The 26,498-nt window shown below is 32.3% G+C and carries 32 protein-coding genes; 8 read left to right on the plus strand and 24 right to left on the minus strand.

Annotation, left to right across the window (positions count from 1 at the left end):
* Window positions 1-46 precede the first annotated feature (46 nt).
* The 4 genes from BMX03_RS03970 (at window position 47) to BMX03_RS03980 (ending at window position 3,023) form a co-directional block, all read left to right on the plus strand.
* Window positions 47-778, plus strand: a complete 732-nt coding sequence (locus BMX03_RS03970) for a helix-turn-helix domain-containing protein (protein ID WP_091693970.1) — start codon at window positions 47-49, stop codon at window positions 776-778.
* Window positions 779-1,213: 435 nt separating this feature from the next.
* Window positions 1,214-1,366 carry a hypothetical protein gene (locus BMX03_RS11145; protein WP_177159356.1) on the plus strand — a complete coding sequence of 51 codons (153 nt, stop codon included), beginning with the start codon at window positions 1,214-1,216 and terminating at the stop codon, window positions 1,364-1,366.
* Window positions 1,363-1,764 (plus strand): type II toxin-antitoxin system death-on-curing family toxin, encoded by a 402-nt coding sequence (locus BMX03_RS03975; RefSeq protein WP_091693973.1) that lies wholly within the window; start codon window positions 1,363-1,365, stop codon window positions 1,762-1,764. Before BMX03_RS11145 ends, BMX03_RS03975 begins: the two co-directional genes overlap by 4 nt.
* Before the next feature lie 191 nt (window positions 1,765-1,955).
* On the plus strand, window positions 1,956-3,023 hold the full coding sequence (locus tag BMX03_RS03980) for a site-specific integrase (protein WP_091693975.1): 1,068 nt from the start codon (window positions 1,956-1,958) through the stop codon (window positions 3,021-3,023).
* 90 nt (window positions 3,024-3,113) lie between these two features.
* Here BMX03_RS03980 and rpmA read toward each other — a convergent pair whose 3' ends face one another.
* Genes rpmA through rplU form a run of 3 tightly spaced genes read right to left on the minus strand, consistent with a single transcriptional unit; the run spans window position 3,114 to window position 4,030 of the window.
* Window positions 3,114-3,392 (minus strand): 50S ribosomal protein L27, encoded by a 279-nt coding sequence (gene rpmA, locus BMX03_RS03985; protein WP_008538610.1) that lies wholly within the window; start codon window positions 3,390-3,392, stop codon window positions 3,114-3,116.
* 6 nt (window positions 3,393-3,398) lie between these two features.
* Window positions 3,399-3,719 (minus strand): ribosomal-processing cysteine protease Prp, encoded by a 321-nt coding sequence (locus tag BMX03_RS03990; protein ID WP_015562746.1) that lies wholly within the window; start codon window positions 3,717-3,719, stop codon window positions 3,399-3,401.
* On the minus strand, window positions 3,719-4,030 hold the full coding sequence (gene rplU, locus BMX03_RS03995) for a 50S ribosomal protein L21 (RefSeq protein ID WP_008538612.1): 312 nt from the start codon (window positions 4,028-4,030) through the stop codon (window positions 3,719-3,721). The genes BMX03_RS03990 and rplU overlap by 1 nt, the downstream gene beginning before the upstream one ends.
* A 241-nt stretch (window positions 4,031-4,271) precedes the next feature.
* Here rplU and BMX03_RS11330 point away from each other — a divergent pair, with 241 nt between their 5' ends.
* The 3 genes from BMX03_RS11330 to BMX03_RS11340 all read left to right on the plus strand — a co-directional run bounded on the left by BMX03_RS11330 (window position 4,272) and on the right by BMX03_RS11340 (window position 5,547).
* On the plus strand, window positions 4,272-4,607 hold the full coding sequence (locus BMX03_RS11330) for an MBL fold metallo-hydrolase (protein WP_015562747.1): 336 nt from the start codon (window positions 4,272-4,274) through the stop codon (window positions 4,605-4,607).
* Window positions 4,608-4,841: 234 nt separating this feature from the next.
* On the plus strand, window positions 4,842-5,126 hold the full coding sequence (locus BMX03_RS11335; protein WP_015562749.1) for an MBL fold metallo-hydrolase: 285 nt from the start codon (window positions 4,842-4,844) through the stop codon (window positions 5,124-5,126).
* Between the two features lie 172 nt (window positions 5,127-5,298).
* Window positions 5,299-5,547 carry a MarR family transcriptional regulator gene (locus BMX03_RS11340; RefSeq protein ID WP_255361405.1) on the plus strand — a complete coding sequence of 83 codons (249 nt, stop codon included), beginning with the start codon at window positions 5,299-5,301 and terminating at the stop codon, window positions 5,545-5,547.
* A gap of 178 nt (window positions 5,548-5,725) precedes the next feature.
* Here BMX03_RS11340 and rnc read toward each other — a convergent pair whose 3' ends face one another.
* The 12 genes from rnc to BMX03_RS04065 all read right to left on the minus strand — a co-directional run bounded on the left by rnc (window position 5,726) and on the right by BMX03_RS04065 (window position 15,269).
* Complete coding sequence (rnc, locus tag BMX03_RS04010) at window positions 5,726-6,436, minus strand: ribonuclease III (protein WP_018999059.1); 711 nt, start codon at window positions 6,434-6,436, stop codon at window positions 5,726-5,728.
* A gap of 14 nt (window positions 6,437-6,450) precedes the next feature.
* Window positions 6,451-7,692: a beta-ketoacyl-ACP synthase II gene (gene fabF / locus BMX03_RS04015; RefSeq protein ID WP_091693978.1), complete on the minus strand. Its 1,242-nt coding sequence runs from the start codon at window positions 7,690-7,692 to the stop codon at window positions 6,451-6,453.
* 16 nt (window positions 7,693-7,708) lie between these two features.
* Complete coding sequence (locus BMX03_RS04020) at window positions 7,709-8,653, minus strand: NAD(P)H-dependent flavin oxidoreductase (RefSeq protein WP_022227937.1); 945 nt, start codon at window positions 8,651-8,653, stop codon at window positions 7,709-7,711.
* Between the two features lie 87 nt (window positions 8,654-8,740).
* Entirely contained in the window at window positions 8,741-8,971 is a 231-nt protein-coding gene (locus BMX03_RS04025) for an acyl carrier protein (protein WP_008538619.1), read from the minus strand.
* A 52-nt stretch (window positions 8,972-9,023) separates the two neighbouring features.
* Window positions 9,024-9,767: a 3-oxoacyl-[acyl-carrier-protein] reductase gene (fabG, locus tag BMX03_RS04030; protein WP_008538620.1), complete on the minus strand. Its 744-nt coding sequence runs from the start codon at window positions 9,765-9,767 to the stop codon at window positions 9,024-9,026.
* 1 nt (window position 9,768) lies between these two features.
* Complete coding sequence (gene fabD, locus BMX03_RS04035) at window positions 9,769-10,713, minus strand: ACP S-malonyltransferase (protein WP_018999060.1); 945 nt, start codon at window positions 10,711-10,713, stop codon at window positions 9,769-9,771.
* A gap of 42 nt (window positions 10,714-10,755) precedes the next feature.
* A complete protein-coding gene (gene fabK, locus BMX03_RS04040) occupies window positions 10,756-11,703 on the minus strand; it encodes an enoyl-[acyl-carrier-protein] reductase FabK (RefSeq protein ID WP_015562755.1) in 948 nt (315 codons plus the stop codon).
* 3 nt (window positions 11,704-11,706) lie between these two features.
* Window positions 11,707-12,711, minus strand: a complete 1,005-nt coding sequence (locus BMX03_RS04045) for a beta-ketoacyl-ACP synthase III (protein WP_015562756.1) — start codon at window positions 12,709-12,711, stop codon at window positions 11,707-11,709.
* The gene (gene plsX / locus BMX03_RS04050; RefSeq protein WP_008538624.1) at window positions 12,692-13,726 is read right to left on the minus strand and encodes a phosphate acyltransferase PlsX; all 1,035 of its coding nucleotides are present in this window, start codon (window positions 13,724-13,726) and stop codon (window positions 12,692-12,694) included. Before plsX ends, BMX03_RS04045 begins: the two co-directional genes overlap by 20 nt.
* Complete coding sequence (gene fapR, locus BMX03_RS04055; protein WP_008538625.1) at window positions 13,723-14,298, minus strand: transcription factor FapR; 576 nt, start codon at window positions 14,296-14,298, stop codon at window positions 13,723-13,725. Before fapR ends, plsX begins: the two co-directional genes overlap by 4 nt.
* Window positions 14,299-14,531: 233 nt before the next feature.
* Complete coding sequence (gene rpmF / locus BMX03_RS04060; RefSeq protein ID WP_008538627.1) at window positions 14,532-14,711, minus strand: 50S ribosomal protein L32; 180 nt, start codon at window positions 14,709-14,711, stop codon at window positions 14,532-14,534.
* Between the two features lie 54 nt (window positions 14,712-14,765).
* Complete coding sequence (locus tag BMX03_RS04065; protein WP_075555245.1) at window positions 14,766-15,269, minus strand: YceD family protein; 504 nt, start codon at window positions 15,267-15,269, stop codon at window positions 14,766-14,768.
* A gap of 149 nt (window positions 15,270-15,418) precedes the next feature.
* On the opposite strand from BMX03_RS04065, the gene BMX03_RS04070 reads away from it, so the two are divergent.
* Window positions 15,419-16,669 carry a nucleotidyltransferase gene (locus BMX03_RS04070; RefSeq protein WP_091693981.1) on the plus strand — a complete coding sequence of 417 codons (1,251 nt, stop codon included), beginning with the start codon at window positions 15,419-15,421 and terminating at the stop codon, window positions 16,667-16,669.
* 15 nt (window positions 16,670-16,684) lie between these two features.
* Here the strand turns inward: BMX03_RS04070 and rodA are convergent, their stop codons facing one another.
* The 9 genes from rodA to BMX03_RS04115 all read right to left on the minus strand — a co-directional run bounded on the left by rodA (window position 16,685) and on the right by BMX03_RS04115 (window position 26,348).
* Window positions 16,685-17,803 carry a rod shape-determining protein RodA gene (gene rodA / locus BMX03_RS04075; protein WP_008538630.1) on the minus strand — a complete coding sequence of 373 codons (1,119 nt, stop codon included), beginning with the start codon at window positions 17,801-17,803 and terminating at the stop codon, window positions 16,685-16,687.
* A 108-nt stretch (window positions 17,804-17,911) separates the two neighbouring features.
* Entirely contained in the window at window positions 17,912-18,469 is a 558-nt protein-coding gene (gene yfcE, locus BMX03_RS04080) for a phosphodiesterase (RefSeq protein ID WP_008538631.1), read from the minus strand.
* Between the two features lie 141 nt (window positions 18,470-18,610).
* The gene (locus BMX03_RS04085) at window positions 18,611-19,288 is read right to left on the minus strand and encodes a fructose-6-phosphate aldolase (RefSeq protein WP_015562759.1); all 678 of its coding nucleotides are present in this window, start codon (window positions 19,286-19,288) and stop codon (window positions 18,611-18,613) included.
* 11 nt (window positions 19,289-19,299) lie between these two features.
* Window positions 19,300-20,247 (minus strand): glycyl-radical enzyme activating protein, encoded by a 948-nt coding sequence (locus BMX03_RS04090; protein WP_022227941.1) that lies wholly within the window; start codon window positions 20,245-20,247, stop codon window positions 19,300-19,302.
* The gene (locus BMX03_RS04095; RefSeq protein ID WP_091693984.1) at window positions 20,210-22,546 is read right to left on the minus strand and encodes a glycyl radical protein; all 2,337 of its coding nucleotides are present in this window, start codon (window positions 22,544-22,546) and stop codon (window positions 20,210-20,212) included. Before BMX03_RS04095 ends, BMX03_RS04090 begins: the two co-directional genes overlap by 38 nt.
* A gap of 118 nt (window positions 22,547-22,664) precedes the next feature.
* Window positions 22,665-23,429, minus strand: a complete 765-nt coding sequence (locus BMX03_RS04100) for a DeoR/GlpR family DNA-binding transcription regulator (protein WP_091693986.1) — start codon at window positions 23,427-23,429, stop codon at window positions 22,665-22,667.
* Window positions 23,430-23,559: 130 nt separating this feature from the next.
* A complete protein-coding gene (locus BMX03_RS04105; protein WP_091693989.1) occupies window positions 23,560-24,753 on the minus strand; it encodes an ATP-grasp domain-containing protein in 1,194 nt (397 codons plus the stop codon).
* Between the two features lie 31 nt (window positions 24,754-24,784).
* Window positions 24,785-25,537, minus strand: a complete 753-nt coding sequence (locus BMX03_RS04110) for an esterase family protein (RefSeq protein ID WP_075555239.1) — start codon at window positions 25,535-25,537, stop codon at window positions 24,785-24,787.
* Window positions 25,538-25,583: 46 nt separating this feature from the next.
* Window positions 25,584-26,348 carry an alpha/beta hydrolase gene (locus tag BMX03_RS04115; protein ID WP_255361406.1) on the minus strand — a complete coding sequence of 255 codons (765 nt, stop codon included), beginning with the start codon at window positions 26,346-26,348 and terminating at the stop codon, window positions 25,584-25,586.
* Window positions 26,349-26,498: the final 150 nt, after the last annotated feature.

Below are 26,498 nucleotides of genomic sequence, written 5' to 3' on the forward strand. Positions count from 1 at the left end.
AATTAAGCTCTTTTGAGCTGTATAATATTATTAAGAGGTGAAATATATGAGCTTTCAAGAAAATTTAAAACATTATAGAGAAAAAGCGGGTTATAAATCCGCCAAAGAGTTTGCCAATACTCTAGGAATTCCGCCTAATACTTATGTAGGGTATGAAGTCAGAGGACGTGAACCTAAATTTGATACTTTATGCAAAATAGCCGACTTATTAGAAGTGTCTACAGATGATTTACTAGGACGAACATCAAATATATTAGGGAATAAAGAAGACAAACGATTAAAGAAATTATTAGACGAAATATTTCTTTTAAATAAAACAACATCAGCATATTTTGATATAGAAATTAATAATATAGATAAAGATTTTATATATTTACTTGTAAAATTAAAATGTAATTCACTAATATTTAATGTGGATATTAATAAAAATGACTTTATTAATAGTTTTAATAAACTTAAAAATCAACAAGAAGAAGAAATTAAATATTTTTTTAAAGAGTATATACAAATAAATATTATTAATGAGATTATTACAGGCGGTTCGTATTATATAGAAACATTGTCTAAGGCTATGCAGTGTATAACTGAAAAAGACATAACAGATGAGGGAATAACTGAATTTTTAAAAGCGAATAATGGTATGTATACTGATATAATAAAAGCCTCAAGAGCAATTAAAAATATTAATAGATACAGAAATCAACATTTTAATCAAAAGATAAAAAAAGATTATGAAGCAATAAAAATAAAAATAAATACATCTATAGATAATAAATAGATACATCGGGCAAGTACCTATTTATGCATCAAATAATTGATTGCTTTGCTCGGGCAATTGATTATTAAAATATGTATTTGATTTTATGAATACCTAAACAACCAAATAAAAAAACCGCCACCAATAAAGATATTGGGGCGATATTTTGAGTTTGAATTATTGATTATGGTATTACACTGTGAAGGTCATAATATAACCACAGGTACAATCATAAGCACTAATAAAAGAAAACGGCTTAAAACGGCTCATATTTTGTCATGATTTGATAAAGTATTGGCGGTTTATTAAGTTTACCCTTTTAAACTAGTCGAATTCGACCAGTTAAACTAAAACCGCCACAAGATAAAAACTCATGGCGGTATCAGTGCAAAATATTTTGTTATAGCGTTTCATCAGCGTAAAGCAAATTAAATTATTGAATTGAGGTGAGTTTATATGGAAAATATTACAAACAAAACAGTACCAGATGCTAAGATTAAAATTATCACAAGTAAAAATAGTCCTGAACTAGCCAAAAAAATGAAAGAAGCTTCAGCTTATTTTATGAAAATTAATGACCAATTATATAAGGATTTAGCAAATAAATGAATACAGAAAAACAAATTATAAATATTTTGCTTGATGATATCTTAGACTTTCATCAACAACTTACTGATAGATATAGAATGGAAAGCGGTATCCATGATATGAATTTACTTCAATCAGCAGTAAATTCACCATTTCAAAGTTTTGCAGGTCAAGATTTATATCCAACAATATTTGATAAAGCTTCTAGACTTTGTTATGGATTGACTAAAAACCACCCATTCAATGACGGTAATAAAAGAACTGCTATCCACAGTATGCTAATCTATTTATACATCAATGATATTTTATTGGATTATGAAAGTATTGAATTAGAAAATATCATCATTGATATTGCTTCCAGTAAAATGAGTTGTGAAGAACTAACACAATGGCTACAAGACCATGTAAAAAAAATCTAAATTAAAACTAGATAAAAAAATAGCCCCTCGCTATGCTACCAACATAACAAAGGGCTACTTCTTACCATTCCAATTTTAAATGAATGATACATTCTTTAAATCGCAACTAAATTATATCATTCTTTTTAAAGTTGGTAAATGGTAGGCTTATTAAGTATACGATTTTTTAACTTGAAAGGAATGTTTTTTTTATGCCTGTTTACAAAAACGAACAACGTGGAACATGGTTCACGACTTTTTATTATACTGATTGGACAGGAACACGCAAGAAAAAGAAAAAAGAAGGCTTTACCACTAAACGAGAAGCCCAAGCCTTTGAGCGTGAATTTCTCGAACGTATGGCGGGAACTTGCGACATGAAATTTAGCTCGCTAGTAGCTATATACTTAGATGATTGTAAATCAAGAATAAAAGCATCTACTTTATACACCAAAACAACTATCATTGAAAAATATGTATTGCCTTATTTTAAAGATACCGCCATAAATAAAATCACACCAACCAATATTAGACAATGGCAAAATACTATTAAAGATGATACCAATTCTAAAGCTAATCAGTATTTAAGGGCTATCAATACTCAAATATCTTGTATATTTAATTTTGCAGTTAGATATTATAATTTGCCGAAAAACCCTGTTAAACTTTGCGACCCAATAGGTTCGAAAAAAGGTCAAGAGTTAAACTTTTTTACACTAGACGAATTTAATCAATTTATAAAAAAAGTTAATACTGATGAACCATATTACACTATATTTAATATTTTATTTTGGACTGGTATACGACGTGGCGAGCTGTTAGCCCTTCGCCCTTGTGATTTTGATTTTGAAAATAATCTATTACACATCACTAGAAATATGGTTTATATTCAAAACTACAAGCCAATGATAACCACACCAAAAACTGAAAAGAGTAAACGTACTATCACACTACCAAAATTTTTAGTTGATATTGTAAAAAATTATATTCAAAAAGATTTTATTACATCACATGATTTATTATTTGAAGTTTCGCCAACTGTTTTATTTAATAAGCTTAAACATTATATTAAATTAGCAGGATTAAAAACTATTCGCATTCATGATTTTAGACATTCCCACGCTTCACTATTGATTGAACAAGGTTATTCGCCATTGATGATTGCTGAACGTCTAGGACATGAAAAAATTGAAACAACTTTAAAAACCTATTCTCATTTATATCCAAATAAACAAAATGAATTAGCTGAAAAACTACAACAATTACATCAAAATATATAAACTTGAATATAATAGTACGTTTTTAGTACGCTTATAAAAATAAAAAAGCCGTAACCCTTTATAATAAAAGGCTACGACTTTATTTCTTAATTATTCAGCGTATACACTGATTTGACGGTTGTAACGACCTTTACGTTCGAAAGCAACACGACCAGCAATTTTAGCGAATAAAGTATCATCTTTACCGATGCCTACGTTAGCACCTGGATGGAAATGAGTACCTCTCTGACGAACTAAAATGCTACCTGCAGTAACGATAGTACCAGCATGTTCTTTAACGCCAAGACGTTTAGATTCGCTATCACGACCGTTACGAGTACTACTAACACCTTTTTTATGAGCGAAAAGCTGTAAATCAAAATTGAACATTCAAATTCACCTCCTGATATTTAGAACAGAAACGTTTTTTGGATTAGATTTCTCTATTTCCGCAAAACCAAGTACAGCTACAGCAAAGACAGCTTCTGTTAAATCATCAGCTTTATCTTTCAGAGCCACACTTAAATATCCGGGCTTTACATCATAATTTATTTCACGATGTAAATGTTTTGCCAAACCTAAAATAACTGACTGAGCCAATGCAGAAATCCCCGCACATACAATATCTTGACCATATGCGCCTGCTCCTGCATGTCCTTCTATTAAAAGACCGATGACTTTATCATCATCTTGACGCATTACAGATATTTTTATCATTATGCTTCGATTTTTTCAATAGTTAATTTAGTGAAAGGCTGACGATGACCCTGACGACGACGATAGTTGGATTTAGCTTTGTATTTGAAAACTAAGATTTTTCTAGCTTTATCTTGTTTTTCAACTTTTGCAGTGATTTTAGCACCTTCAACAACTGGAGTACCAACTTTAACATCTGCATCATTAACAACAGTTAAAACCTGATCAAAAGTTACAACATCGCCTTCATTAGCTGCGATTTTTTCAACAGTGATAACGTCACCTTCGGAAACACGATACTGTTTTCCGCCTGTCTGGAAAATAGCGTACATTCAATTACACCTACCTTAATTAATACTCGCCAATTACGGTTAGTCAAAGACTATTTATAAACCTTTTTGTGCGGTTGGGAAACCTTAATTTCTTAAGGCTTACATCTTAAAATTCTATCATATTTAAACTAATAATGTCAATAAAATTATTAAATAAATAAAATTATTATTTATTTAATAATACGTATACATACTAATATAATTTTATACGTATACGTACTATTATAAAGGAGGATTTTTTATGTATTATATTGCCAAAGCAAAAAATATTTTATTTACACTCTTTTGCTGTTGTATTTTATTATCTAATGTTGCTTATGCACAAGATAAATTGCAAACAGCCCCACCACCTAATTTACCTAGTGAATTATTTGATAATACTCCTCTAACATCTACAAAAGTTTTTGACAATCATTATTGTATAGGCACAAAAAGCGTTGTAGTTTGGGCATTGCAAACTTCTGATGGAATCATACTCATAGATTCAATATGGGATAATAACGACGCCCAATTAATCATTGATGATATCTTAATATCTCATGGGCACGGTGACCACTATGGTGGAGCACAATACTAAAAAAATAAATATAATGCTAAAATCTTTATGAGCAATACTGATTTTTATTATATGAATAATACTTTTGATGGAGCAAATGGTTCTCGTTCACCAAAATGTACTGTAGATGAATTTTTAACAGACAGATAACAAATTACCTTAGATGATACTACTGTTACTGTCGTATCCACTCCTGGTCATTCTCCTGATTGTGTTTCTTTTATCTTCCCTGTAAAAACTCAAGGTAAAACTTATATGGCTGCTCAATGGGGTGGCACAGGTATTCCTAAATCTATGGAAAACAAAGTCCAATATAAATCTTCCCTAGAACATTTTGCTCAATATTGTCATGATAATAATGCAGTTATTGAAACTACTGCTCATTTATTCGCTGATAACGGTTATGCTAAATTAAATAATGTAGTAAATTCTACTTCCATAGAAAATAATCCATTCTATCTAGGTCAAAAAGGCATTGATAATTATCTCAATAACTTATCTTTAGAAATAGATAGAGCTATCGCTAATTCTATAAAATAAATATCTAAATATTAAAAAGGAGTCTAAATATCTTAGACTCCTTTATCTATCTTCACCTTTACATTTTATGTTACAATAAAATATATTTTAAACTTGAAATGTTATTTTAATGTTTCTCGAAAAATCTTTAGGATATACAATTTGTACCATAGCTAGAAAAACTCATCAAAATTTGACACATAAATTTTCCCCATATAATATTACTCCAGAGCAATGGGTAGTATTAAATCAAATTCACATTAATAAAAATATATCTCAAAAAAAATTAGCTGATATTATCCAAAAAGACCCTAATAATGTAAAAGTTCTTGTCGACAAATTAGAACAAAAATCTTTAATTAAAAGAGCTCCCAATCCTAACGATAAAAGAGCGTTTTTTTATCTACAACAAATAAAGGTATCGAGCTTATTGATACTTTAAACGAAGTGGATATTTCTGTAATTTCTGATGTAGAAAAAAGCTTAACTAAAGAAGAAAATATTTTATTATTATCTAAAATTGAAAAAAATTTTTCATCTTCTTCAAAATAAAATATTTACCATCAAATAAAAAAGGTTAAGACAAATGAGTATGTCTCATCATCTGTCTTAACCTTTTTTTATTTCTCTATACCATATTTTTTTAATGCTTCATAAGCTGCATGTTGTTCAGCTTCTTTTTTAGTAGTGCCTTTTCCTTTGCCATCAATTTTTTTATCAACAACTACAGCAAATTCAAAAGTTTTTGCATGGTCTGGACCTGTTTCTGCCAATAATTTGTACTCAACATGTTGTCCTTTTGCCTGCACTACTTCTTGCAAAATAGTCTTATAATCTTTTAAATTATATCCATATTTTACAGCAATAAATTCTTCATTTAATTTATCAAGCACATATTCGTAGGCAGTCTGCCAACCTTGGTCTAAATAAATAGCTCCAATAATTGACTCAAAAGCATCTGCTAAAATTGATGGTCTATGTTCTCCACCAGTTAAGCGTTCGCCTTTACCCAATAACAAATATTGCCCAACATTTAAATTCATAGCAAGTTTCGCTAAACTTGTCTCACAAACAACAGAGGCACGAGCTTTTGTCATTTCACCTTCAGGCATTTGCGTAAAAGTTTTAAATAAATATGTGCTAGAAGCTAATTCTAAAACAGCATCACCTAAAAACTCCAAACGCTCATTATGAAGACTATGGTCTTTAGCCTCATTAGCATACGAGGTATGTGTCAAAGCTTGATTTAATAAATTTAAATCATTAAACTTAACACCTAATCTAACGACTAATTCCCCTAATTTTTGTTTGCGTTTTTCTGATAAATTCATTTATAAAACCTGATTTACTTAAGTTTTTTCAATAAAATAGCTGCATTATGACCGCCAAAACCTAAAGAATCAGAAATAGCTGCATTGATAACTTTTTCTCTAGCAACATTTGGTACATAATCCAAATCTAATTCTTCATCTGGAGTTTCATAGTTGATTGTAGCAGGCATAATATCATTTTTAACAGCTAAAGCTGTAGCGATACATTCAATACCACCAGCAGCACCGAGAAGGTGTCCTATCATGGATTTAATAGAGCTGATAGATAATTTATACGCATGAGCACCAAAAGCACGTTTAATAGCTGCTGTTTCAGTTCTTTCATTCAATGGAGTAGATGTACCATGAGCATTGATATAATCAATATCTGTTAATTCAAGACTTGCATCTTTTACTACATTTGTGAAACAACGAGCAGACTGTTTTGCTTCTGGATCTGGGCTAGTCATATGATAAGCATCAGAAGTTGAAGCATAACCTGCGAGCTCAGCATAAATTTCAGCACCACGAGCTACTGCATGTTCATAGCTTTCTAAAATAACAATACCAGCACCTTCACCCATGATAAAACCACTACGGTTTTTATCAAATGGACGAGAAGCTTTTTGTGGATTGTCGTTCATATCTGTGCAAAGAGCTTTCATAGAAGCAAAACCTGCTACTGGAAGTGGAGAAATACAAGCTTCTGTACCACCAGCAACCATTACATCTGCTTCACCGCGCTGAATAACACGCATAGCATCACCAATAGCATTTGTACCAGTTGCACAAGCTGTTACAGGGCAAACGCTAGGGCCTTGAAGACCAAATGTAATAGAAGTCATGCCTGCTGCCATATTGCTAATCATCATAGGCACACAGAAAGGACTTACACGACCTGGACCCTTAGTGAATATAGTATTGTATTGATCATGTAATGTTTCAATACCACCAATACCACTACCAATAAATACGCCAATACGTTCTTTATCTTCTTTAGATAAATCCATATTTGCATCTTCAAACGCAAGTTTAGTTGCTGCAATAGCAAATTGAGTATATCTATCCATGCGTTTTGCTTCTTTTCTATCGATAAAATCAGCAGCATTAAAATCTTTTACTTCTGCTGCAATCTGAGCTTTAAAATCACTAGCGTCAAAATGTGTAATTTTATCTATACCGCTTTTACCTGCAAGAAGACCTTGCCAAAAAGCATCTTTACCAATACCAATAGGGGAAATTGCTCCTAAACCAGTAATAACTACTCTATTTGTCAAAACAAACACCTCTCATTTAATCTATTGCCGCAACTTCCGATTTTATTCTAGAAATTATCTCTCTAACTGGCAATATTTCTTTGATTCTGTGTATATATTCGCCTGTAAATACCAGACCATTTTCTACGTCTCCCTGTTCTGCACGAATCAATGAATCAATTATACAGAAATTATGTTTACAGCTCTTTAAACATGCTTTACATCCTTTTGGAGGAACTGGGCCTACCATTATTTTATCTGCAAATGGATTTCTTACAGCACGTCCTGGAAGACCTACTGGGCTGTGTATAACTACAATGTCGTCCGGTTTAGATTTTAAATAAAATCTTTTTAAAGCCGGAGCTGCATTGGATTCTTCACTGGCAGCAAAGCGTGAACCCATTTGTACACCACTTGCGCCCATCTTTATAAGATCAACAATGTCTTGACCGGAAAGCACTCCGCCTGCTGCAACAACAGGAATATCCACAGCTTTTGCGATATCAGGAATTAATTCACGTATAGATGTACTAGTTCCTAAATGTCCGCCAGCTTCTTTTCCTTCAACCACAATAGCAGCAGCGCCAAGACGTTGGGATATTTTCGCTAATTTAACAGATGAAACAATCGGTACGATTGGTGTACCAGATTCTTGTCCAAGACCAAACATATCGCGGGAAAATCCTGCACCAGCTACTACAAGGTCAATACCTTCTTCGATAGCAGTTTTTACAATTTCACTAAAACCTCTAGCTGCAACCATGATGTTAATACCAATAATTCCAGACGTTAAAGATCGCGCCAAGCGAATTTCATACCTTAATTCATCAGTAGGCATACCAGATGCAGCAATCAAACCAATGCCGCCTTCATTAGCAACAGCAGCTGCAATTCTTGCCGTTGATAATCTAACAGCCATGCCCCCCTGAATAATAGGTACTTTTGCAATTTTATTGCCAATTTTTAATTCAGGAAGTTTCAAAAATAACTCCTCCAATCCGCTTTTCTTCTATTATCTTTAGAAAGTCCCGTGGAGTAACCACGGGACTTTTCTAAGGAAACGCTAAAATTATTTATTTTGGTCTATATAGGATACAACGTCCTGAACTGTTTTAATTTTTTCAGCAGCTTCGTCAGGAATTTCAATACCGAATTCTTCTTCGAAAGCCATGATTAATTCAACAATGTCAAGAGAATCTGCACCTAAATCGTCGATGAAAGTAGAATCGATATTAACTTCATCAGCTTCAACGCCTAACTGATCAACAACGATATCTCTTACTTTATCAAAAGTAGCCATTCCTCGTCACCTCCTCCTCAGAATAACCTTTTATTTATTTATTTATTCATTATTACATTACCATACCGCCATCTACATTGACAACCTGTCCTGTAATATATGAAGCCTTATCAGATGCCAAAAATACTACTGCATTTGCAATATCTTCTGGCTGACCCATTTTGCCAAGTGGAATAGAGCCCACTACTTGAGCCTGTGCTTTTTCTGGCATAGCTGCTGTCATATCAGTAGCAATAAAACCAGGAGCTACAGCGTTAACGGTAATACCACGACTAGCCATTTCACGAGCTAAAGATTTTGTAAAACCAATTACACCAGCTTTAGCTGCAGAATAATTTGTCTGACCTATATTTCCCATTATACCAGAAACAGAAGTCATATTGATAATTTTTCCAGAACGTTTTTTCATCATATATTTTGCCGCTACTTTTGTACAGTTAAAAATACCTGTTAAATTTGTATTAATAACAGCATTCCAATCCTGAGATTTCATACGAATGAATAAACCATCACGAGTTATACCCGCATTATTTACTAAAATATCAATCTGTCCAAATTCAGCTATTACTTTTTCTACCATTTCACTAGCAGCCTGTTCATCACTAACGTCAGCTTGAACAATCATAGCTTTGCCGCCCATATCAGTAATTATATTCTTTACTTCTTCAGCAGCAGCCACATTTCCTGCATAATTGATAGCTACAGTAGCACCTTCTTTTGCAAGTTCAATAGCAACTGCACGACCAATTCCACGAGATGCTCCTGTTACTAACGCAACCTTACCATCTAAAAGCATATTATCGAACCTCCTTGAAATAGTCAAGAGTTTTTTCAAGAGATTCTATATTTTCTACGTTTAAAGATTTCAATTTACGGTCAATACGTTTATTAAATCCACATAAAACTTTACCTGGACCTACTTCAACATAAGTATCAGCACCAAAATCTTTCATTGTTGCGATACAATCTTCCCATTTTACAGGGCTTGCAGCTTGTTTTACAAGACTTACTTTGATATCTTCTGCTTTTGTTAAAGCTTCAGCTGTAACATTTGTTACTACTGGAATAGTAGCATCAGATACAACAACTTTATCAAGTTCTACAGCAAGTTTTTCAGCTGCAGGTTCCATTAATTTACTATGGAATGGTGCACTAACTGGTAAAATAACACATTTTTTTGCACCAGCTTTTGTCATTTCTTCACTAGCTTTTTCTACACCTTTAGCAGTACCTGCAATTACAATCTGACCTGGGCAGTTGAAGTTTACAGCCTGTACTAAAGCAGTGCTTGCACTTACTTCTTCACAGATTTCTACAATTTTATCACGATCAAGACCAATTACAGCTGCCATTCCGCCTTCACCAACAGGAACAGCTTCTTGCATATACATACCACGTTTATGAACGAGATATACTGCATCTGCAAATTTTAAAGAGCCTGCTGCTACAAGTGCAGAGTATTCACCTAAACTATGACCGCCTACGATTTCTGGAGCAATTCCGTTTTCTTTTAATAATTCGTTACAAATAACGCTCATAGTCAAAATAGCAGGTTGAGTATTTGCTGTAAGTTTTAAATCTTCTGCTGGTCCGTTAAAGCACATGTCCATGATGGAGTAACCAAGTGCTTCATCAGCTTCTTTAAATAACTTTTTCGCAATATCATATTTGTCATAAAAATCTTTACCCATTCCCACTACTTGAGAACCTTGTCCTGGAAATAAAAATGCGAGTTTACTCATTTAGTAATCACCCTTTCGCCATTATTTTTATAAATTTATTATTTATTTGCAAATGTTTTGTGTGCTTTCCATCACTTTAGCAAGATTATTTACGATATCATCTATAATTTCTTGAACAGGTTTTATTTCGTTTAACATACCTGCAATCTGTCCAATCATTACAGAACCCATTTCTACATCGCCTTTTCTTGCTGCAAGATTTAATCCACCTGCACCTAATTTTTCAATTTCTTCAACTGGTGCATTTGCTTTTTCTAATTCATCAAATTTACGAGTTAATTTATTAGCTATAACGCGTACAGGGTGCCCTGTAGAACGACCTGTTACAACAGTAGAACGGTCTTTTGCACGTAAAACTAATTTTTTATAATTTTCGTGAGCGATACATTCACTAGAAACTACAAATCTTGAACCCATTTGTACGCCCTGAGCACCAAGAGCAAATGCTGCCATCATGCCACGAGCGTCAGCTATACCACCAGCTGCAATAACTGGGATATCTACTGCATCCACAACTTGAGGTACGAGTGTCATTGTAGTGATTTCTCCTACATGTCCGCCACTTTCTGTTCCTTCGGCAATAAGTGCATCAACACCAGTACGAGCTAAACGTTTTGCAAGTGCGACTGATGCAACAACTGGTATTACTTTAGTACCAATTTCTTTAAATGCAGGTATATATTCACCAGGATTTCCTGCCCCTGTTGTTACAACTGGTACACGTTCATCAAGCACTACTTGAATAACTTCTTTAACAAATGGAGACATAAGCATAATATTTACACCAAATGGTTTGTCTGTCCATTGTTTTACTTTTTGAATTTCAGCTCTTAAAAGATCAGGAGGCATATGTCCAGCACCAATTATTCCAAGACCACCAGCATTAGATACTGCAGCTGCTAATTCAGCTGTACCAAGCCAAGCCATACCACCTTGAAAAATTGGATATTTAATATTTAATAATTTACAGATAGGATTATTTTCGAACATTGTTTAGTCCTCCTTAGCCCATTTCATAATGCAAGATGCCCATGTAAGACCTGCACCAAAACCAGAAAGAGCTATGATTTCGCCTTTTTTCAATTTTCCAGATTGATAAGCTTCAGCCATTGCAATTGGAATAGATGCCGCTGATGCATTACCATATTTTTCTATATTTACAAATACTTTATCCATTGGTAAATGCAAACGTTTTGCTGCAGATTCAATAATACGAATATTTGCCTGATGCGGAATTAAATAATCAATATCTTCTTTTTGCAATCCAGCACGTTCTAAAGATTTCATTACTGTAGAACCCATAGCTTTTACAGCAAAGCGGAATGTTTCTTTTCCGTTCATATGCAAGCAATGCATATGATTATCTATAGATTCTTGGTCTGCTGGATGTTTACTTCCCCCACCTGGAATTTCAATAGTGGTAGCTCCACTTCCATCAGCACCTAAATCAAAAGATAACATACCATAGCCTTGTTCAACTTCACCATATACAGCAGCACCTGCTCCATCGGCAAAGATGATACAAGTATTTCTGTCGTGCCAATTTACAAATTTAGATAATGTTTCAGCACCTACAACTAATACTTTTTTGTAAACGCCAGTTTCAATAAACTGTGTTGCAATTGCAGACCCATAAACAAAACCAGAACATGCCGCAGATAAATCAAAAGCTGCTGCATTTTTAGCTCCCAATTTTTCTTGCAAAATACATGCTGTTGATGGGGTATTACAATCGGCAGAAATTGTCGCTACTATTATCATATCTAATTCTTCAGCAGATACTTTCGCATCTTCTAAAGCTTTAATAGCAGCTTTATACGCTAATTCTGATGTTGGCTCATCTTTTGCAGAAATACGTCTTTCTTTGATACCTGTACGTTCTGTTATCCATTCGTCATTAGTATCTACTAATTTTTCAATATCTGCATTAGTGAGGATTTTTTCTGGAACATGATATCCTATTCCAATAATGCCTACACTATTTAACTTCAGTGTCATGGCTCCAAATCTCCTCCTTGTCTATATTGTCTCGAATTTGAGTTATTACATCTTTTTGTACAAATTCACTGGCCTGTCTAATAGCGCTACAAATAGCTTTTGCATTAGAACTACCATGAGATATTATACAACAACCATTTACTCCTAGTAAAGGAGCTCCACCATATTCAGAAACATCTATATCTTTTCCTAATTTTTTTAAGGCAGGCATTAACATTAATGCTCCTAATTTAGCTAATATACCACCCTTATTTATGGCTTCTTTAGCTAAACTAACTAAAGTTTTTGCTAAACCTTCAGCAAATTTTAAAACAACATTTCCTACAAATCCATCGCAAACTACCACGTCAAATTGACCTGTTGGTACATCTCGACCTTCAGCATTTCCTTTGAAATTAATAGTTTTCATGCTTTTTAACATAGGATATGTCGCTTGAGCCTGTTCATTGCCTTTAGTTGCTTCTTCACCAATATTTAATAAACCTACAGCTGGATTTTCTAATCCTAGCATACATTTGGCATAGATTGACCCCATCAATGCACTTTGGCAAAGATGCTTTGGTTTACAATCTACATTTGCACCTGAATCTAACAATAAAGTAACGCTACCTTTTCCTGTAGGTATAGGTGTAGCAATTGAAGGTCTATCAATTCCCTTTATTCTGCCTAAAATAAATAACGCTGATGCTGCTGCTGCACCTGTATTGCCTGCAGATAATACAGCATCACATTTGCCTTCTTTTACTAAACGAGTAGCTACAACGATAGAAGAATCTTTTTTTCTACGCACTGCTACTCCAGGGTGTTCACCCATGCCCACTACATCACTAGCATGATGAATGGAGATGGTACTTTTTCTCCATTCTGGATAATTTTTATCTAACTCTTTTTGAATTTGAGTTTGATCACCGACTAGTACAATTTCACAATCATAGCGTTTAGCTGCAAGTATTGCACCTGCTACAATTTCTTTAGGTGCAAAATCTCCGCCCATAGCATCTACTGCAATTTTCATACCTCGGATCCTCCATTATCTTCTAATGAAACAAGAATAAATTTTGCTCTAAAAACTTCTTCTGTAACATTTTTAATTTTCACCCAAACAAAGAATTTATTTCCTCGTTTGTGTTTTAACTCTGCTTTAGCGATTAATTTATCGCCAACACGAACTGGAGCTTTATATTTTATATTAGCAACACCTGTTACCGCCATGGGAGCATCAATCAATGCTAATGCTAATGAATTTGCCTGTGCAAACATATATGCACCTTTTGCTATTTTAGTTTTTTCAAAAACCATATCTTCAGTGATATTCATTAGCGAAATGCCTGATTTTCCCAATTCTAATTCTAATAGTTCCCCAGAAACTTCACTACTACTAATAGATTTAACTTTTTTCTGCGTAGCTTCAGCTAATTGTTTTACTCGCTCTCTAAGCTCTGGTATACCTAGCTCTAAACGGTCTAACCTAATAGTCTGTATACTAACATTCAAAAGTTTTGCCAATTCCTCATCCGTAAAGAAGGGTTTGGATTTCACATAATCTATTAATAGACTTTGTCTTATTCGCTTTTTTTCACGTGTCATCCTTCACACCAACTTTTAGTACCAGATAATATAATCAGTTACAATTGGTTATTATACAAACTTTTTTTCTAATTGGCAAGTATAATTTCCCTTAACTAATTGACTATACAAGATAAAATCCAACTCAAAAATACATTTATTTTTACTATAAAATAAAATATGCTCCCTTTATAGATAGAGAAATTTAATATCACTATATCTATAAAGGGAGCATACTAATTCGCTCCAGAAAATTATTCTGCAGAAGCGATAACTTCTTTACCATCATAATAACCACATTCAGTGCAAACATGATGAGGCATTTTTGGTTCATGACACTGAGGGCATGCAACATAACCAGGAGCTTCTAATTTCCAGTTAGCACGACGTCTGTCACGACGAGCTTTTGACATTTTACGCTTAGGTACTGCCATTTACTACACACCTCCTTAAATAACTAAAGGTTCTTCAAGCTAAATTGCTTTTACCTATTTTTTCAATAAATCCTGCAAAGCTGCAAGTCTTGGGTCAATACTTTCCCTATTGCAACCGCATTCGGTTTTATTCAAATTAGCACCGCATACACTACATAATCCTTTGCAATATTTGGAACATAAATGTTTTGTCGGCTGAGCAGAAATTATAATATCACGCACTAAATCGCCGATATTAATAATATCGCCGTCAAAATGATTTATCTCTTTAATTTTTGCAAATTCTTCATCTCTTGTATATTCTTCCGCAAAAGAATATTCACTTTTTGTCTGGAAATATTCTAAACATCTATCACAAATCTCTGAAATAGTGCAAAAAATCTTTCCCTCTAAGCGAAAACAAGTACCAGTATTAGTTGCGGTTCCTTTGACCATGATGGGACCTTCTAATTTACAATCATCTAAAAGTGGCCCAATGTCTTCGGGTTTTGCATCAAAACTAAAAGCCTTTTCATGACCAATTTGTTCAGCTATTTCCGATACATTTATTTTCATCATTGCAATCAACCTCAATTCATTATAGCCGTAGCTATATATTTTGTCAAACAATCCAAGTAAAATTTTTAGGAAAAATTTTACTTCTATGCTAAAATATTTTTTATCGCTAAAAAAATTATAAAATAAAAATCAAAGAAAGTGAATTAAAAATGTCAATAACTGGAATTATTAGTGAATATAATCCATTTCATAATGGTCATAAACATCTCATTCAAAAACATAAAGAAAATTTTCCTGACAGCTATTTCATCGCTGTTATGAGTGGTAATTTCACGCAACGTGGAGAAATTGCTCTAGTTGATAAATGGCAAAGAGCTAAACTTGCTGTAGCTAATGGCATTGATTTAGTCATTGAACTTCCTTTTGTATTTGCGGTTCGTAGCGCCCAATATTTTGCCAAAGGTGGCATTGACTTACTGCATAAATTACACTGTGTAGATACTATTTGTTTTGGTAGCGAATACACTAATGAAAAAGAGTTAACATTTATTGCCCAAACTTCTCAAAGTGAAAAATTTCAACAAATGTTAAAAAATAAACTTGCTGATGGTCAATCATATGCTGCTGTAACTAGTGAAGTTTTAAGTAATCTCACCAATATTTCTGAAGATATTTTAAAAGCACCTAATACTATTTTAGGCATTGAATATCTAAAAGCTAATTTAAATTTAGAAAAGCCTTTAACCGTAAATATTATTCAACGCATGAAAGCAGAACATAATGACTTGAATTATCAAGAAAATTTTGCTAGTGGTACAGCCATTCGCCATTCTTTATATACAAATAATAGCAACTTTTCCAAGCTTAAACAAGTTGTACCAGATGAAACTTATTTTCTTTTGCAAGAAATTCATCAAACAAAAGATTTACCTCATTTAGATTATCTGTTTAGTAATTTAATCAGTAAATTACGACTAGCTAAACTTGATGAATTAACAAAAATTTATGGTATTCGCGAAGGATTAGAATATAAATTGTTAAAAACTGCCAATGAAGCTATCAATTTACAAGATTTCTTTCAAAAATTAAAATCAAAAAGATATCCTTTGACAAATTTACAACGTTTAACATTATATTTACTACTAAATATAACTAAAGACCTTATACAAAGATTTGATGATACAGGCGCTTTATATGCCCGTGTTTTAGCTTTTAATGATAAGGGTACAGAATTACTTAAACAAATAAAAAAAAATGCTTCTATTCCTATTATAACTAAAACAACATCATATTTAGACAGCAAAAAACGTTGCCAACAAAAATTGACAACGTTTGAAGAAATGTTAGCTATAGATACTTACGCTACTGAATTATATAATTTATGCTTTAATCCGTTTAAACCATATGGAAAAGATTTCACTACATCTCCATATTATTTTAAAACGAATAATGAAAATTAATTATTCGACTAAAAATTAAAAGTGTAAACTTTGTTGCTTCATATGAATATTCATCAATAAGCCTAAACATGTTACATTCGTCAACAATGAACTTACACCATAACTCATAAGAGGAAGTGGTATACCTGTTACTGGCATAACCCCCATTGTCATACCTACATTTACTAATAAATGGAAAGCTAACATAGAGGTAATTCCTGAAGCTAATAACATACCAAAAGCGTCTTTACATTCTCGCGCTATTTTAACACCACGCCACAATACGATTAAATACAGACATAATAAAAATGCTGCACCAATAAAACCAAATTCTTCACCAACAACGGCGAAAATAAAGTCCGTATGATTTTCTGGTAAGAAGTTTAATTGACTTTGTGTACCACCAAAAAGACCTTTACCAAAAAGCATTCCCGAACCAATGGCTATTTTCGATTGTATAATATGATATCCTGAGCCTAGTGGGTCAACATTTGGGTCAATAAATACCATGATACGCATTTTTTGATAATCATGTAAAAATTGCCATATTATCGGCAACATCGCCAAAAATGCACCAAATACAATACCTAATATTTTTAAACTAATACCTGCGACGAAAATCATACCCAAGAAAATAGCTAAAAATACTAAACCTGTACCCAAATCCGGCTGTTTTGCTACTAATAAGAACGGCACTAAAACAAATAAAGCAACTGGTATTACTTCTCTCCATTTGCTTAGATGTCCAATTCGACTTTCTAATAATGTCGCCAAAGCGATAATCATAATTACTTTAGAAAACTCTGATGGCTGTATACTGATAGGCCCTATCTGTATCCAACGCTGTGCCCCCAATGCTGCATGACCGAAAAACATAACAGCAAGTAACATGATTAAATTGAAAATATATATCTTATTACCCCAATTTTTCAAAGCTCGATAATCGAAAAAATTCGTTATCATAAAAGCCCAAATCAATCCACCAACTGCAAACATGCCCTGTCTTTGTAAATACCAATATCTATCATCGCTAGGTGTATTTACATGAGTTGCACTAGCTATTGTAATAAGACCTACTATTAAAATTCCAATGACTGCTAAAGTCAAAGGCAAATCTAACCGACGCAGTGTTCGATGCTCTCTAATATTGAACATAATTACCTACCATTTCTTCTTTTCTTCTAAAAATACTAATTACCTATACAAAATAAGTGAGGATACAACTGATTTCATTTGTATCCTCACTTATTATAGCAATTCTTATCATAATGTCAAAGTCATTATCACTTCATCTGTATCTATATCGATAATTTTAATAGTTTTATCCTCTAATACAGCTACAGTTGCTCTATTATCTTCACGTTTACTAAGTGATGGAGAACCCGGATTTAAAAATACTGTATTTCCTCTTTTTTCTAAAACATTAATATGCACATGACCAGAAATGAAAATATCTGCTTTTAAAGCTTTAGCCATTTTATCTTTTGCTTCATCTGTTTCTACATAATGACCATGAGTAGTAACTATTTTTAAACCTTCTGCTACTACATAAGTATATGGTGCTTGAATTGGCATATCTAATACTAAAGTATCAACTTCACTATCACAATTACCACGGCAGATAACCACAGGCATACTACAAGCATTTAATTTTTCTGCAAGTTTAGCAGGATTATAATCGGAAAGCATAGGATTTCTTGGTCCATGATATAAAACATCTCCTGCATGAATAATCATATCTGCATCTTTAAAATATTTATCAAAAGCAAGTGAAAATCTTTCATGACAACCATGTGTATCGCTAATAATTCCAATTTTCATATCAAAGCACCTCTTTATCTTTATAATAAAATTATTCTAGCATTTTTCTAAAAAAAAATACATACTTACACTTATCATTATAAAAATATCTTTCTAACAAAAAAGATTTCTTGAAAATTCAAGAAATCTTTTCCTCTTTTATTAGAGATTATTCATAGTTTTATTTTCGCCACAAAGAGCTTCAAAGTCTTTTACAAATACATCAACTGCACATCTTGCAGCATCAACTTTAATGAGATTTTCAATTACATCTGGAGCAATTGTGCTTGCACCTACACCATATTTAGCAAGCTCTAATACTTGTTGGGAATTTTTAAAACTTGCAGCTAAAATTTCAGTTTCAAGACTTGCATTTTTCAACATATCATGAATATCTTTTGCCACTTGAATACCATTTGCACCTAAATTATCAATACGATTTACATATGGTGCTACATATTTTGCCCCTGCTTTACCTGCTAAAAAGCCTTGCATTTGATTGTAAATTGCAGTACCTGTGATATTTACGCCTTCTTTAGCTAAAGCTTTGATTGCTTTTAATCCTTCTGGAATTACAGGAATTTTGATAAAAGTATTTTCACCTAATACTTCACGCATTTTATAAGCTTCTTTGATCATACCTTGCGCATCTTTAGAGATAACCTGTGCATGAAGCTCAGCTTCGCTACCGATAAAAGCTCTAATTTCACTTAAAACATCAAAAGGATTTCTACCCGCTTTTTTCAAAATTGAAGGATTTGTAGTAACACCATCTACAGGATAATATTCATACATTTTTTTAATGGCATTAATATCAGCATGGTCAACTAAAATTTTCATTATTATCGCTCCTATTCAATAATTAAATTTTTTATTCCATTTTGTTTAGCAATATCATAAAAAAATTGCAATTGTGTATTGCTATACAATTTAGGATTTTCTGTAAAATAATATTTTTTATCTAAATAACTATATTTAGCTTTTGCTAATGGATTATAATTTAACAATTCATACTTTACTTTATCATAACAACTACTAATAAATCTACTGATTTGCTCAACATTTTCTTTTGTAGCCGTCAATGTTGGAATAAGCGGTGTTCTTACAATCACACAATCTTTTTTATCAGTTTGCAATAAAAACTTTAAATTATCTTTTATTACTTGATTATCTACATTCGTACATTTTTTATGCCAATCGTTATCAAAAATCTTTAAATCAGTATAAAACTCATCAACATATGGCAATATTTTGGCTAAAACTTCTCGTTTGACAAATAATGAAGTTTCTATCGCTGTATGCAAATTCTTTTGCTTACATGCTTTCAATATAGCTAAGGCAAATTCATGTTGGAATAATGGCTCTCCTCCAGAAAGCGTAACGCCTCCACCATATTTAAAAAAAGCTTCATCTTTCGTTATTTCTTGCATAATTTCTGTTAAATTATAGTATTTACTATCAAATTGCAAGGCTCTTGTTGGACATTCTTCTACTACCTGTAACCAATTACTATCTTGCTGACGATTTAAATTCATCTTATCATCTACAAATTTTATCGCACTATTTTGGGCAATATGCTCACAAGTCTTACACTTTATACATTTATTTTCTAAATATAATATCTGCTGTTTATAATCCAATCCTTCTGGATTTTGACACCATTTACAACGAAGGGGGCAGCCCTTCAAAAATACAGTTGTACGAATTCCTGCCCCATCATGCACAGCAAAACGCTTAATATCAAAAACTAAGCCTTGATCTTCAGACATTATCATATGTTGTTCTGGCGATGATTTCATTTTGTAACTCCCCTGCAAGCTCTGTAAAATACGCTGTATAACCTGCCACTCTAACAGTGAGTGAACTATATTGTTCTGGATTTTTTTGAGCTTTTAGTAAATCTTCTCTACGCACTACATTAAATTGAATATGTGGTATTTCTAAATCAACAAAAGTTCTTAAAAAATTAGCAAATTTATCTATGCCGGTCTGTGTTTGGAAAAATTCTGGCAAAAATTTCATATTCAACAATCCGCCATTTGTCGTCAAATTATTATCTAAACGAGAAACAGATTTCAATACTGCTGTTGGACCATTTAAATCTCTACCATATACAGCAGACATACCGCCATCTGCTAATGGAGTTTGCGATAAACGACCATCTGCACTAGCTCCTAAATTTTCACCCATAGGTACATGAGCACTAACTGTATACATGCCCATATGATAAGCTCCACCTCGATAATTTGTAAATTCTCTGAGTTTTGCTCTAAATTTTCTAGCCCATTTAACGCCCAATTCATCCACCCAAGCAATATCATTGCCGTATTTAGGTACATGATTTAATAATTTTTGACGAAGAATTTCTTGATTAGCAAAATTATTTTTCAAAGCTTCTTCTAAAACTTTTGCTGATACTTTTTGCTCATCAAATACTAATTGTTTTATCACAGCTAAACTATCCGCTAAATTAGCCACTTGAATAAATTGTATTCCCGATAAATTATATTTTGCTCCGCCTTTTGTTACATCAATGCCTTTTTCCATGCAATCATCAATTACACTAGATAAAAATGCTGTTGGCAATATTGCAATATGACCTTTTTCCACAGCTTCACAACAAGGAATCATCTTTTCTACAAAATAATTCATTGTTTGCTCTAAAGCTATTTCTAAATCTGCAAAAGTTTTATAAGTACTAAGTGAGCCAAAATCAGATGCCATCTGTTTATCCGTCAACAGACATCTACCATGATTTAAAGTTAACTCTAAAACTTTGTTCATATTAAACATAGCCGCATCACTCCAGCCAAGATTATTACCTTGTGTTGTAAGTTCTACACAGCCAACAATAGCATAATTCATAGCATCTTGATGAGTTACGCCTAAATTTTCCATTTCTTTAATGATAGCTTTATCATTGAAAAATTGTGGCATTCCACTGCCTTTAGCTACTACGCGAATAGCATGTTTTAATAATTTATCATTAGTTTTTTCATGAAGTCTTACCGATAAATTAGGTTGTGACAAACCTAAATCTTCTTGTGCTGATAAAAATAATTCTGATAGATCATTGCTAAAATCATTACCTTGTTCATCTACACCGCCAATAGCTATATTAAAGCCAATAGGAAAACCTGCAAAGTATTTTGCACTATGCTGATTGCGTAAATAAACAATTTCATTGAATTTTAACCATAAACATTCAATAATTTCCAAAGCTTCATCTTTAGTTAAAATATTATTTTCTATATCTTTTATATAATATGGATATAAAATTTTATCCAATCTACCTGGAGAAAAACTAGATGCATTACTTTCCATATGCAAAATCACGAATAAAAACCATGTAGCCTGCACAGCTTCATGAAATGTTTGCGGTGGTCTTTGGCTGATATTTTTACAAATATCGGCTACTTTTATTAAGCTAGCTCTATTTTTTTCATCATCTTTAGCAGTAGCAATCAATAAATCATGATAACGAAGCATAAAATTTTGTACAGCTTTCATCACAATAATTATTGCCTGATAAAAATTTTTCTTATCCTCATCTGCATTCTTATAATGATTTTGAGCATCTTCTAGTAGACCGCTAACACCTTTTTGTAGCCATTTTTCTACATTTGGACAAATATGTCCTTGTGCATGGTCTGTTTGATTTATTTTTACTACTTTATTTATCGCACTTATTTCTTTACCAAAATTTTGTTTTATTACATCTTCTAGACTTTTGCCCTTCCAGTAAGGTACTATCTGTTCACGAAAAATTTTTATATCTTCATCTCTTACTAAAAATTTATCTTGTTTTCGTGTTGAAATAGTTTCAAATTCTCTATCTACCCAAGAAATACCGCTTTCAGGGAAAACAACACCATAGCGCACACCTTTAGTGCGATTTCCCACTATCAATTCTTCATTTTCTATACCGATTTCTAATTCTCGTAAAGCATTTGCTAATGCATAAGCTCGTTTTAAAATTATAGGTTCATTTTCATGTTGTTTATATGTTTTTGTAATAATTAATGCTTGTTCTATACTGACATATCTAGGTTGGGACAACATTTTTTCTTTTAAAATTTGTATGCGATTTTTTGTCATAAATACACTCTCCTCAACTATAAACAACTGTCAGAAAATTCCATTCATTAATTTTATTATATAAAATTTCTTATTATTGTCAACAAATTTATATTATTTTTTATTATTATTTATTATTTTATCTGTTGATAATTTCTATATTATATTTTAATAACTCTTTTTCTTCCGTTTCTGTCAAATTCTCATCAGTAATTATTCCTTGAAAATCTTCTATATTAGCATATTTATAGCTTCCCGATTGTTTTAATTTTTCACTTTCTGCCATCATATAACTTTTTCTGCTAATATTTAACACTTTATTTTTCGTAATACCATCATTTGCCATATAAGTAGTTACTGCATTATCGTGAATATCCACACTGACAACACCCATAAAAGCTAAATCAAAACGGAAATTTTTCAACATCTCTATTGTTAAACTACCCACAAAACCATCTTTGCCAAAATCAAATTCCCCACCGATAAAAATCACTCTTATATTTGATTTTGCCAATATATTCACTATCTCCAACATATTCGTTACAATGATAGCTTTCAAATCACTTTTAGCAATGAGATAAGCCAGCTCAATATTTATCGTAGATATATCTAAAAATACAACATAATCATCTTTTATCAAGGATAATGCTTTTTGTGCTATCTTTTGCTTAGCTACTAAATTAATGGATTTTCTTTGTATAGCAAACTCACGATGTACATTTTCCTTTACTAATACAGCCCCACCATATGTTTTTTTTAATTTGCCTTGCTGAGCTAATAATGCTAAATCCTTACGAATTAAATCTTCACTGACTTTGAATTTTGCACTTAATTCTTTTACTTTCACGCGACCATTTTCTTTTAATTCTTGTATAATCAAAGCATGTCTTTCTTCTACAAACATTTTTATCACCTTCAAAACTAAATTATTCTCCTTATTATTTTACTGCATAGCCTAAAAATCCAAAATAAAAAGATGAGATATCTAATTAAAATATCTCATCTTTTTTGTCTTTTATATTTAATTTTAAAGTTTATCTACAAGCTAACACATCATTATAAAAAGCGTCCATTTCTTCTTTTCTATTGAAATTAGCTATATACATTTGATTGCCCATTGCTCCAGAAAGAGCATCAGCTACTCGTCCTGACATCTTCATATTAGCACCGTATTTATGCATTACATTTCCATCACTCATCACGAAGTTTTTACCATCACGACGACCAGCAAATGCACAAAAAGCAGTCTGACCAATTCCTCTTAAGGAACTATCATATGCTATCATATCTGCCCATATTTTATATACATCGGTACTTTGAGAAAAATTCATCATGTCTGGGCTAATACCGCCACTTGGCCTCATATTTACTTCAAGCCCAATGAGCTCATCTTTTCTACCTAAACCTTCATGGTCTTTCAATAAACGGAAAAATTCAAAATGCACAAAACGACTTTTTACATCAAAGCTTTTTACTGTAGCTCTGCCCATAGCACGTGTATCATCAGCTAAATTATTTAAAATATAAAAAATACTATTATCTGCATTATTTACCACGTCCATAATAGACATTGGCGTTACATTACCAATCTCAAAAATTGGCTCTCCATGAGAATTGATAATCGCATCATAAGAATTTATCTCTGCATATATGTATTCTTCCATAATATATTCTATGTGCGAAAATTTTGTTGCAAAGAAATATGCCACTTCATCTTGATTATTAAGTTTATATGTGAAGCTAGCACCCACACCGTTATTAGGTTTTACAATTACAGGATAACCAACTTCTTGAATGAACGCCATACAGTTTTCCCAGCTATCTACAATATGATAGCGAGCTGTAGGTATGCCAACTCGAGCATAAAACTCTTTCATTCTTGATTTATATTTTACCTTTGGCATATCTTCATTATGAAAACCAGTTTTAATATTAAAATCTGTACGCAATCTAGCATCACGTTCTAACCAATATTCATTATTAGACTCTAACCAATCAATCTCACCATATTTATTTCTAAAGAAATCTACAGCTCTACAAACTTCATCATAATTTTCAAGACTGCCAACTTTATAATATTCATTTAAACTATCTTTTAATTCTGGGCATAAATAATCATAAGGAGCATCACCAATACCTAAGACATTTAAGCCATTGTTTTTTAATTCTCTGCAAAAATGCCAATAATTCTCAGGAAAATTGGGAGATATAAATATAAAATTCTTCATAATATTATCCTTTCTTTCATCTCTCTTCGTCTTAATCTAGCAAATATGGTACAAAATAAGCTACTTGTTTATACCACCAATCCCAATCATGACTGCAATCATAGCCCCAATAATCTACCCAAGTATTAATATTTTTTTCTCTCAAAATATCATCAAGTTGACCTGTTGAAGAAGGTATTTCCCAAGCTCCTTTACCTACGCAAATCACAGATTTTTTTAGATTATATAAATGAATATATGGGTGGTCATATGGCATATTTTTTAAATAATCCACAGGAGAATTATTATAAACAATATCGTCCATATAGCCATCAAATCCATAGCTTGCAGTGTAAATACCACTTAATGCCAATAATCGATCAAATAAATCTGGTCGACGATAAAATAAATTTGTTGCATGTGTAGCACCTAAGCTACAGCCAAAGACCATTATTCCAGGATAACCAGTCCAACCATTGCGCAAATTCACCATATCTCGCATAAAAGGAACCATTTCATCTGTAATATATCTCATCCATTGTTCATGACGTTCTGCTCTCCATCTTGGGTTAGCGCCTTTATTTGACCATGTTTCTTTATCCATTGTATCTATGGAAAAAACCATCACTTGACCGCTTTCTATCCATGGAGCCCAAGTATCTGTCATTTTAAAATTCTCAAAATCAAAAAAACGCCCATCTTGACAAGGAATATATAAAACTGGTCTACCTGCATGACCATATACTTTAAATTCCATATCTCTATTTAAATTATAGCTATATCTTTTAAAATACTGTACTTCCATAAACTATCACTACATATAGTAGCTAAAATTCACCTCTTATTATTTTTTATTTTTCATATAATAAAGTTTCAACAAAGAAAGGAATTTGTTTTTCCCAACTTGCTTCACTATGCGTACCATTTGGCACAATGCGAGCATTCAATCTGATATTTTTTTTCATCAACATTGAAGATATCATAGCAAATTTTTGTATCATATGTTTGTATCGTGGAAGTTCCTCTGTACCATAATCCATATAAACTACAGTGTCTGGATTAATATTAGCGTTTTTTATCATTTTGGCTAATTTTTGTGGACCTGTCCATATAGATGGTGATAAAGCTGCCGCTCTAGAGAATATATGATTGTATTCAAGTATTGCATATAAACTCATTAATCCTCCCATGGAGCTTCCTGCGATAAATGTATTATTTCTATCAGAGAGTGTGCGGAAAGTATTATCAATTGTTGGTTTTAATTCATTGACAAACCACTCCATAGTAATTTTTCCTAAGCTCTTGATATTTCCAAATGTTTTATCTTTAAATGGATATGGTGTATATTCTTTTAATCTACCATTATCTGGATTTTGATTACAAGCTGGGGCCACTACTATCATTTGTGTATTTGTATATTCAAGATATTCTTTTAATCCCCATGATTTTCCATAAGTGGCATCACTGTCAAAAAATACATTTTGTCCATCAAACATATATAATACAGGATAATATTCGTCTGGTTTTTCATTATAAGAATTTGGAAGATATATATATATTTTCCTATTTTCTTGGCCTGTTAATTCTGATATAGTTATATCCCATACATCAATCACAATTATCACCATTACTGAAAACTTATAAATTACTTTATAAGGTTACACCTTTTCAATAAATCCTTTCTTTTTTGCTTAAGTATTTACTTAATACTCAACGTGGTAACTTACGTTTTAAAATAATAAAATTTATTTAGAGATTATAAAACT

It is taken from the genome of Megamonas sp. Calf98-2 (assembly GCF_900110235.1).
In the GTDB taxonomy this organism is placed as follows: Bacteria; Bacillota; Negativicutes; order Selenomonadales; family Selenomonadaceae; genus Megamonas; species Megamonas funiformis.

Bases quoted from the DNA above. Each gene is read 5' to 3' on its own strand.
- fabG (WP_008538620.1), bottom strand. From the start codon at position 9,767: ATGCTTTTAGATGGTAAGGTTGCGTTAGTAACAGGAGCATCTCGTGGA.
- fabK (WP_015562755.1), bottom strand. From the start codon at position 11,703: ATGTTCGAAAATAATCCTATCTGTAAATTATTAAATATTAAATATCCA.
- BMX03_RS04025 (WP_008538619.1), bottom strand. From the start codon at position 8,971: ATGGCTACTTTTGATAAAGTAAGAGATATCGTTGTTGATCAGTTAGGC.
- BMX03_RS03975 (WP_091693973.1), top strand. From the start codon at position 1,363: ATGAATACAGAAAAACAAATTATAAATATTTTGCTTGATGATATCTTA.
- rpmF (WP_008538627.1), bottom strand. From the start codon at position 14,711: ATGGCAGTACCTAAGCGTAAAATGTCAAAAGCTCGTCGTGACAGACGT.
- BMX03_RS11335 (WP_015562749.1), top strand. From the start codon at position 4,842: ATGGCTGCTCAATGGGGTGGCACAGGTATTCCTAAATCTATGGAAAAC.
- rpmA (WP_008538610.1), bottom strand. From the start codon at position 3,392: ATGTTCAATTTTGATTTACAGCTTTTCGCTCATAAAAAAGGTGTTAGT.
- BMX03_RS04095 (WP_091693984.1), bottom strand. From the start codon at position 22,546: ATGACAAAAAATCGCATACAAATTTTAAAAGAAAAAATGTTGTCCCAA.
- BMX03_RS04065 (WP_075555245.1), bottom strand. From the start codon at position 15,269: ATGATGAAAATAAATGTATCGGAAATAGCTGAACAAATTGGTCATGAA.
- BMX03_RS03970 (WP_091693970.1), top strand. From the start codon at position 47: ATGAGCTTTCAAGAAAATTTAAAACATTATAGAGAAAAAGCGGGTTAT.
- BMX03_RS11145 (WP_177159356.1), top strand. From the start codon at position 1,214: ATGGAAAATATTACAAACAAAACAGTACCAGATGCTAAGATTAAAATT.
- rplU (WP_008538612.1), bottom strand. From the start codon at position 4,030: ATGTACGCTATTTTCCAGACAGGCGGAAAACAGTATCGTGTTTCCGAA.
- plsX (WP_008538624.1), bottom strand. From the start codon at position 13,726: ATGAAAATTGCAGTAGATGCTATGGGCGGAGATTTTGCACCTAAAGAA.
- rnc (WP_018999059.1), bottom strand. From the start codon at position 6,436: ATGAATTTATCAGAAAAACGCAAACAAAAATTAGGGGAATTAGTCGTT.
- rodA (WP_008538630.1), bottom strand. From the start codon at position 17,803: ATGTTCAATATTAGAGAGCATCGAACACTGCGTCGGTTAGATTTGCCT.
- fabD (WP_018999060.1), bottom strand. From the start codon at position 10,713: ATGAGTAAACTCGCATTTTTATTTCCAGGACAAGGTTCTCAAGTAGTG.
- BMX03_RS04090 (WP_022227941.1), bottom strand. From the start codon at position 20,247: ATGAAATCATCGCCAGAACAACATATGATAATGTCTGAAGATCAAGGC.
- BMX03_RS04105 (WP_091693989.1), bottom strand. From the start codon at position 24,753: ATGAAGAATTTTATATTTATATCTCCCAATTTTCCTGAGAATTATTGG.
- BMX03_RS04110 (WP_075555239.1), bottom strand. From the start codon at position 25,537: ATGGAAGTACAGTATTTTAAAAGATATAGCTATAATTTAAATAGAGAT.
- BMX03_RS03990 (WP_015562746.1), bottom strand. From the start codon at position 3,719: ATGATAAAAATATCTGTAATGCGTCAAGATGATGATAAAGTCATCGGT.
- BMX03_RS11330 (WP_015562747.1), top strand. From the start codon at position 4,272: ATGTATTATATTGCCAAAGCAAAAAATATTTTATTTACACTCTTTTGC.
- BMX03_RS03980 (WP_091693975.1), top strand. From the start codon at position 1,956: ATGCCTGTTTACAAAAACGAACAACGTGGAACATGGTTCACGACTTTT.
- fapR (WP_008538625.1), bottom strand. From the start codon at position 14,298: ATGACACGTGAAAAAAAGCGAATAAGACAAAGTCTATTAATAGATTAT.
- BMX03_RS04045 (WP_015562756.1), bottom strand. From the start codon at position 12,711: ATGACACTGAAGTTAAATAGTGTAGGCATTATTGGAATAGGATATCAT.
- yfcE (WP_008538631.1), bottom strand. From the start codon at position 18,469: ATGAAAATTGGAATTATTAGCGATACACATGGTTGTCATGAAAGATTT.
- BMX03_RS04100 (WP_091693986.1), bottom strand. From the start codon at position 23,429: ATGTTTGTAGAAGAAAGACATGCTTTGATTATACAAGAATTAAAAGAA.
- BMX03_RS04085 (WP_015562759.1), bottom strand. From the start codon at position 19,288: ATGAAAATTTTAGTTGACCATGCTGATATTAATGCCATTAAAAAAATG.
- BMX03_RS04070 (WP_091693981.1), top strand. From the start codon at position 15,419: ATGTCAATAACTGGAATTATTAGTGAATATAATCCATTTCATAATGGT.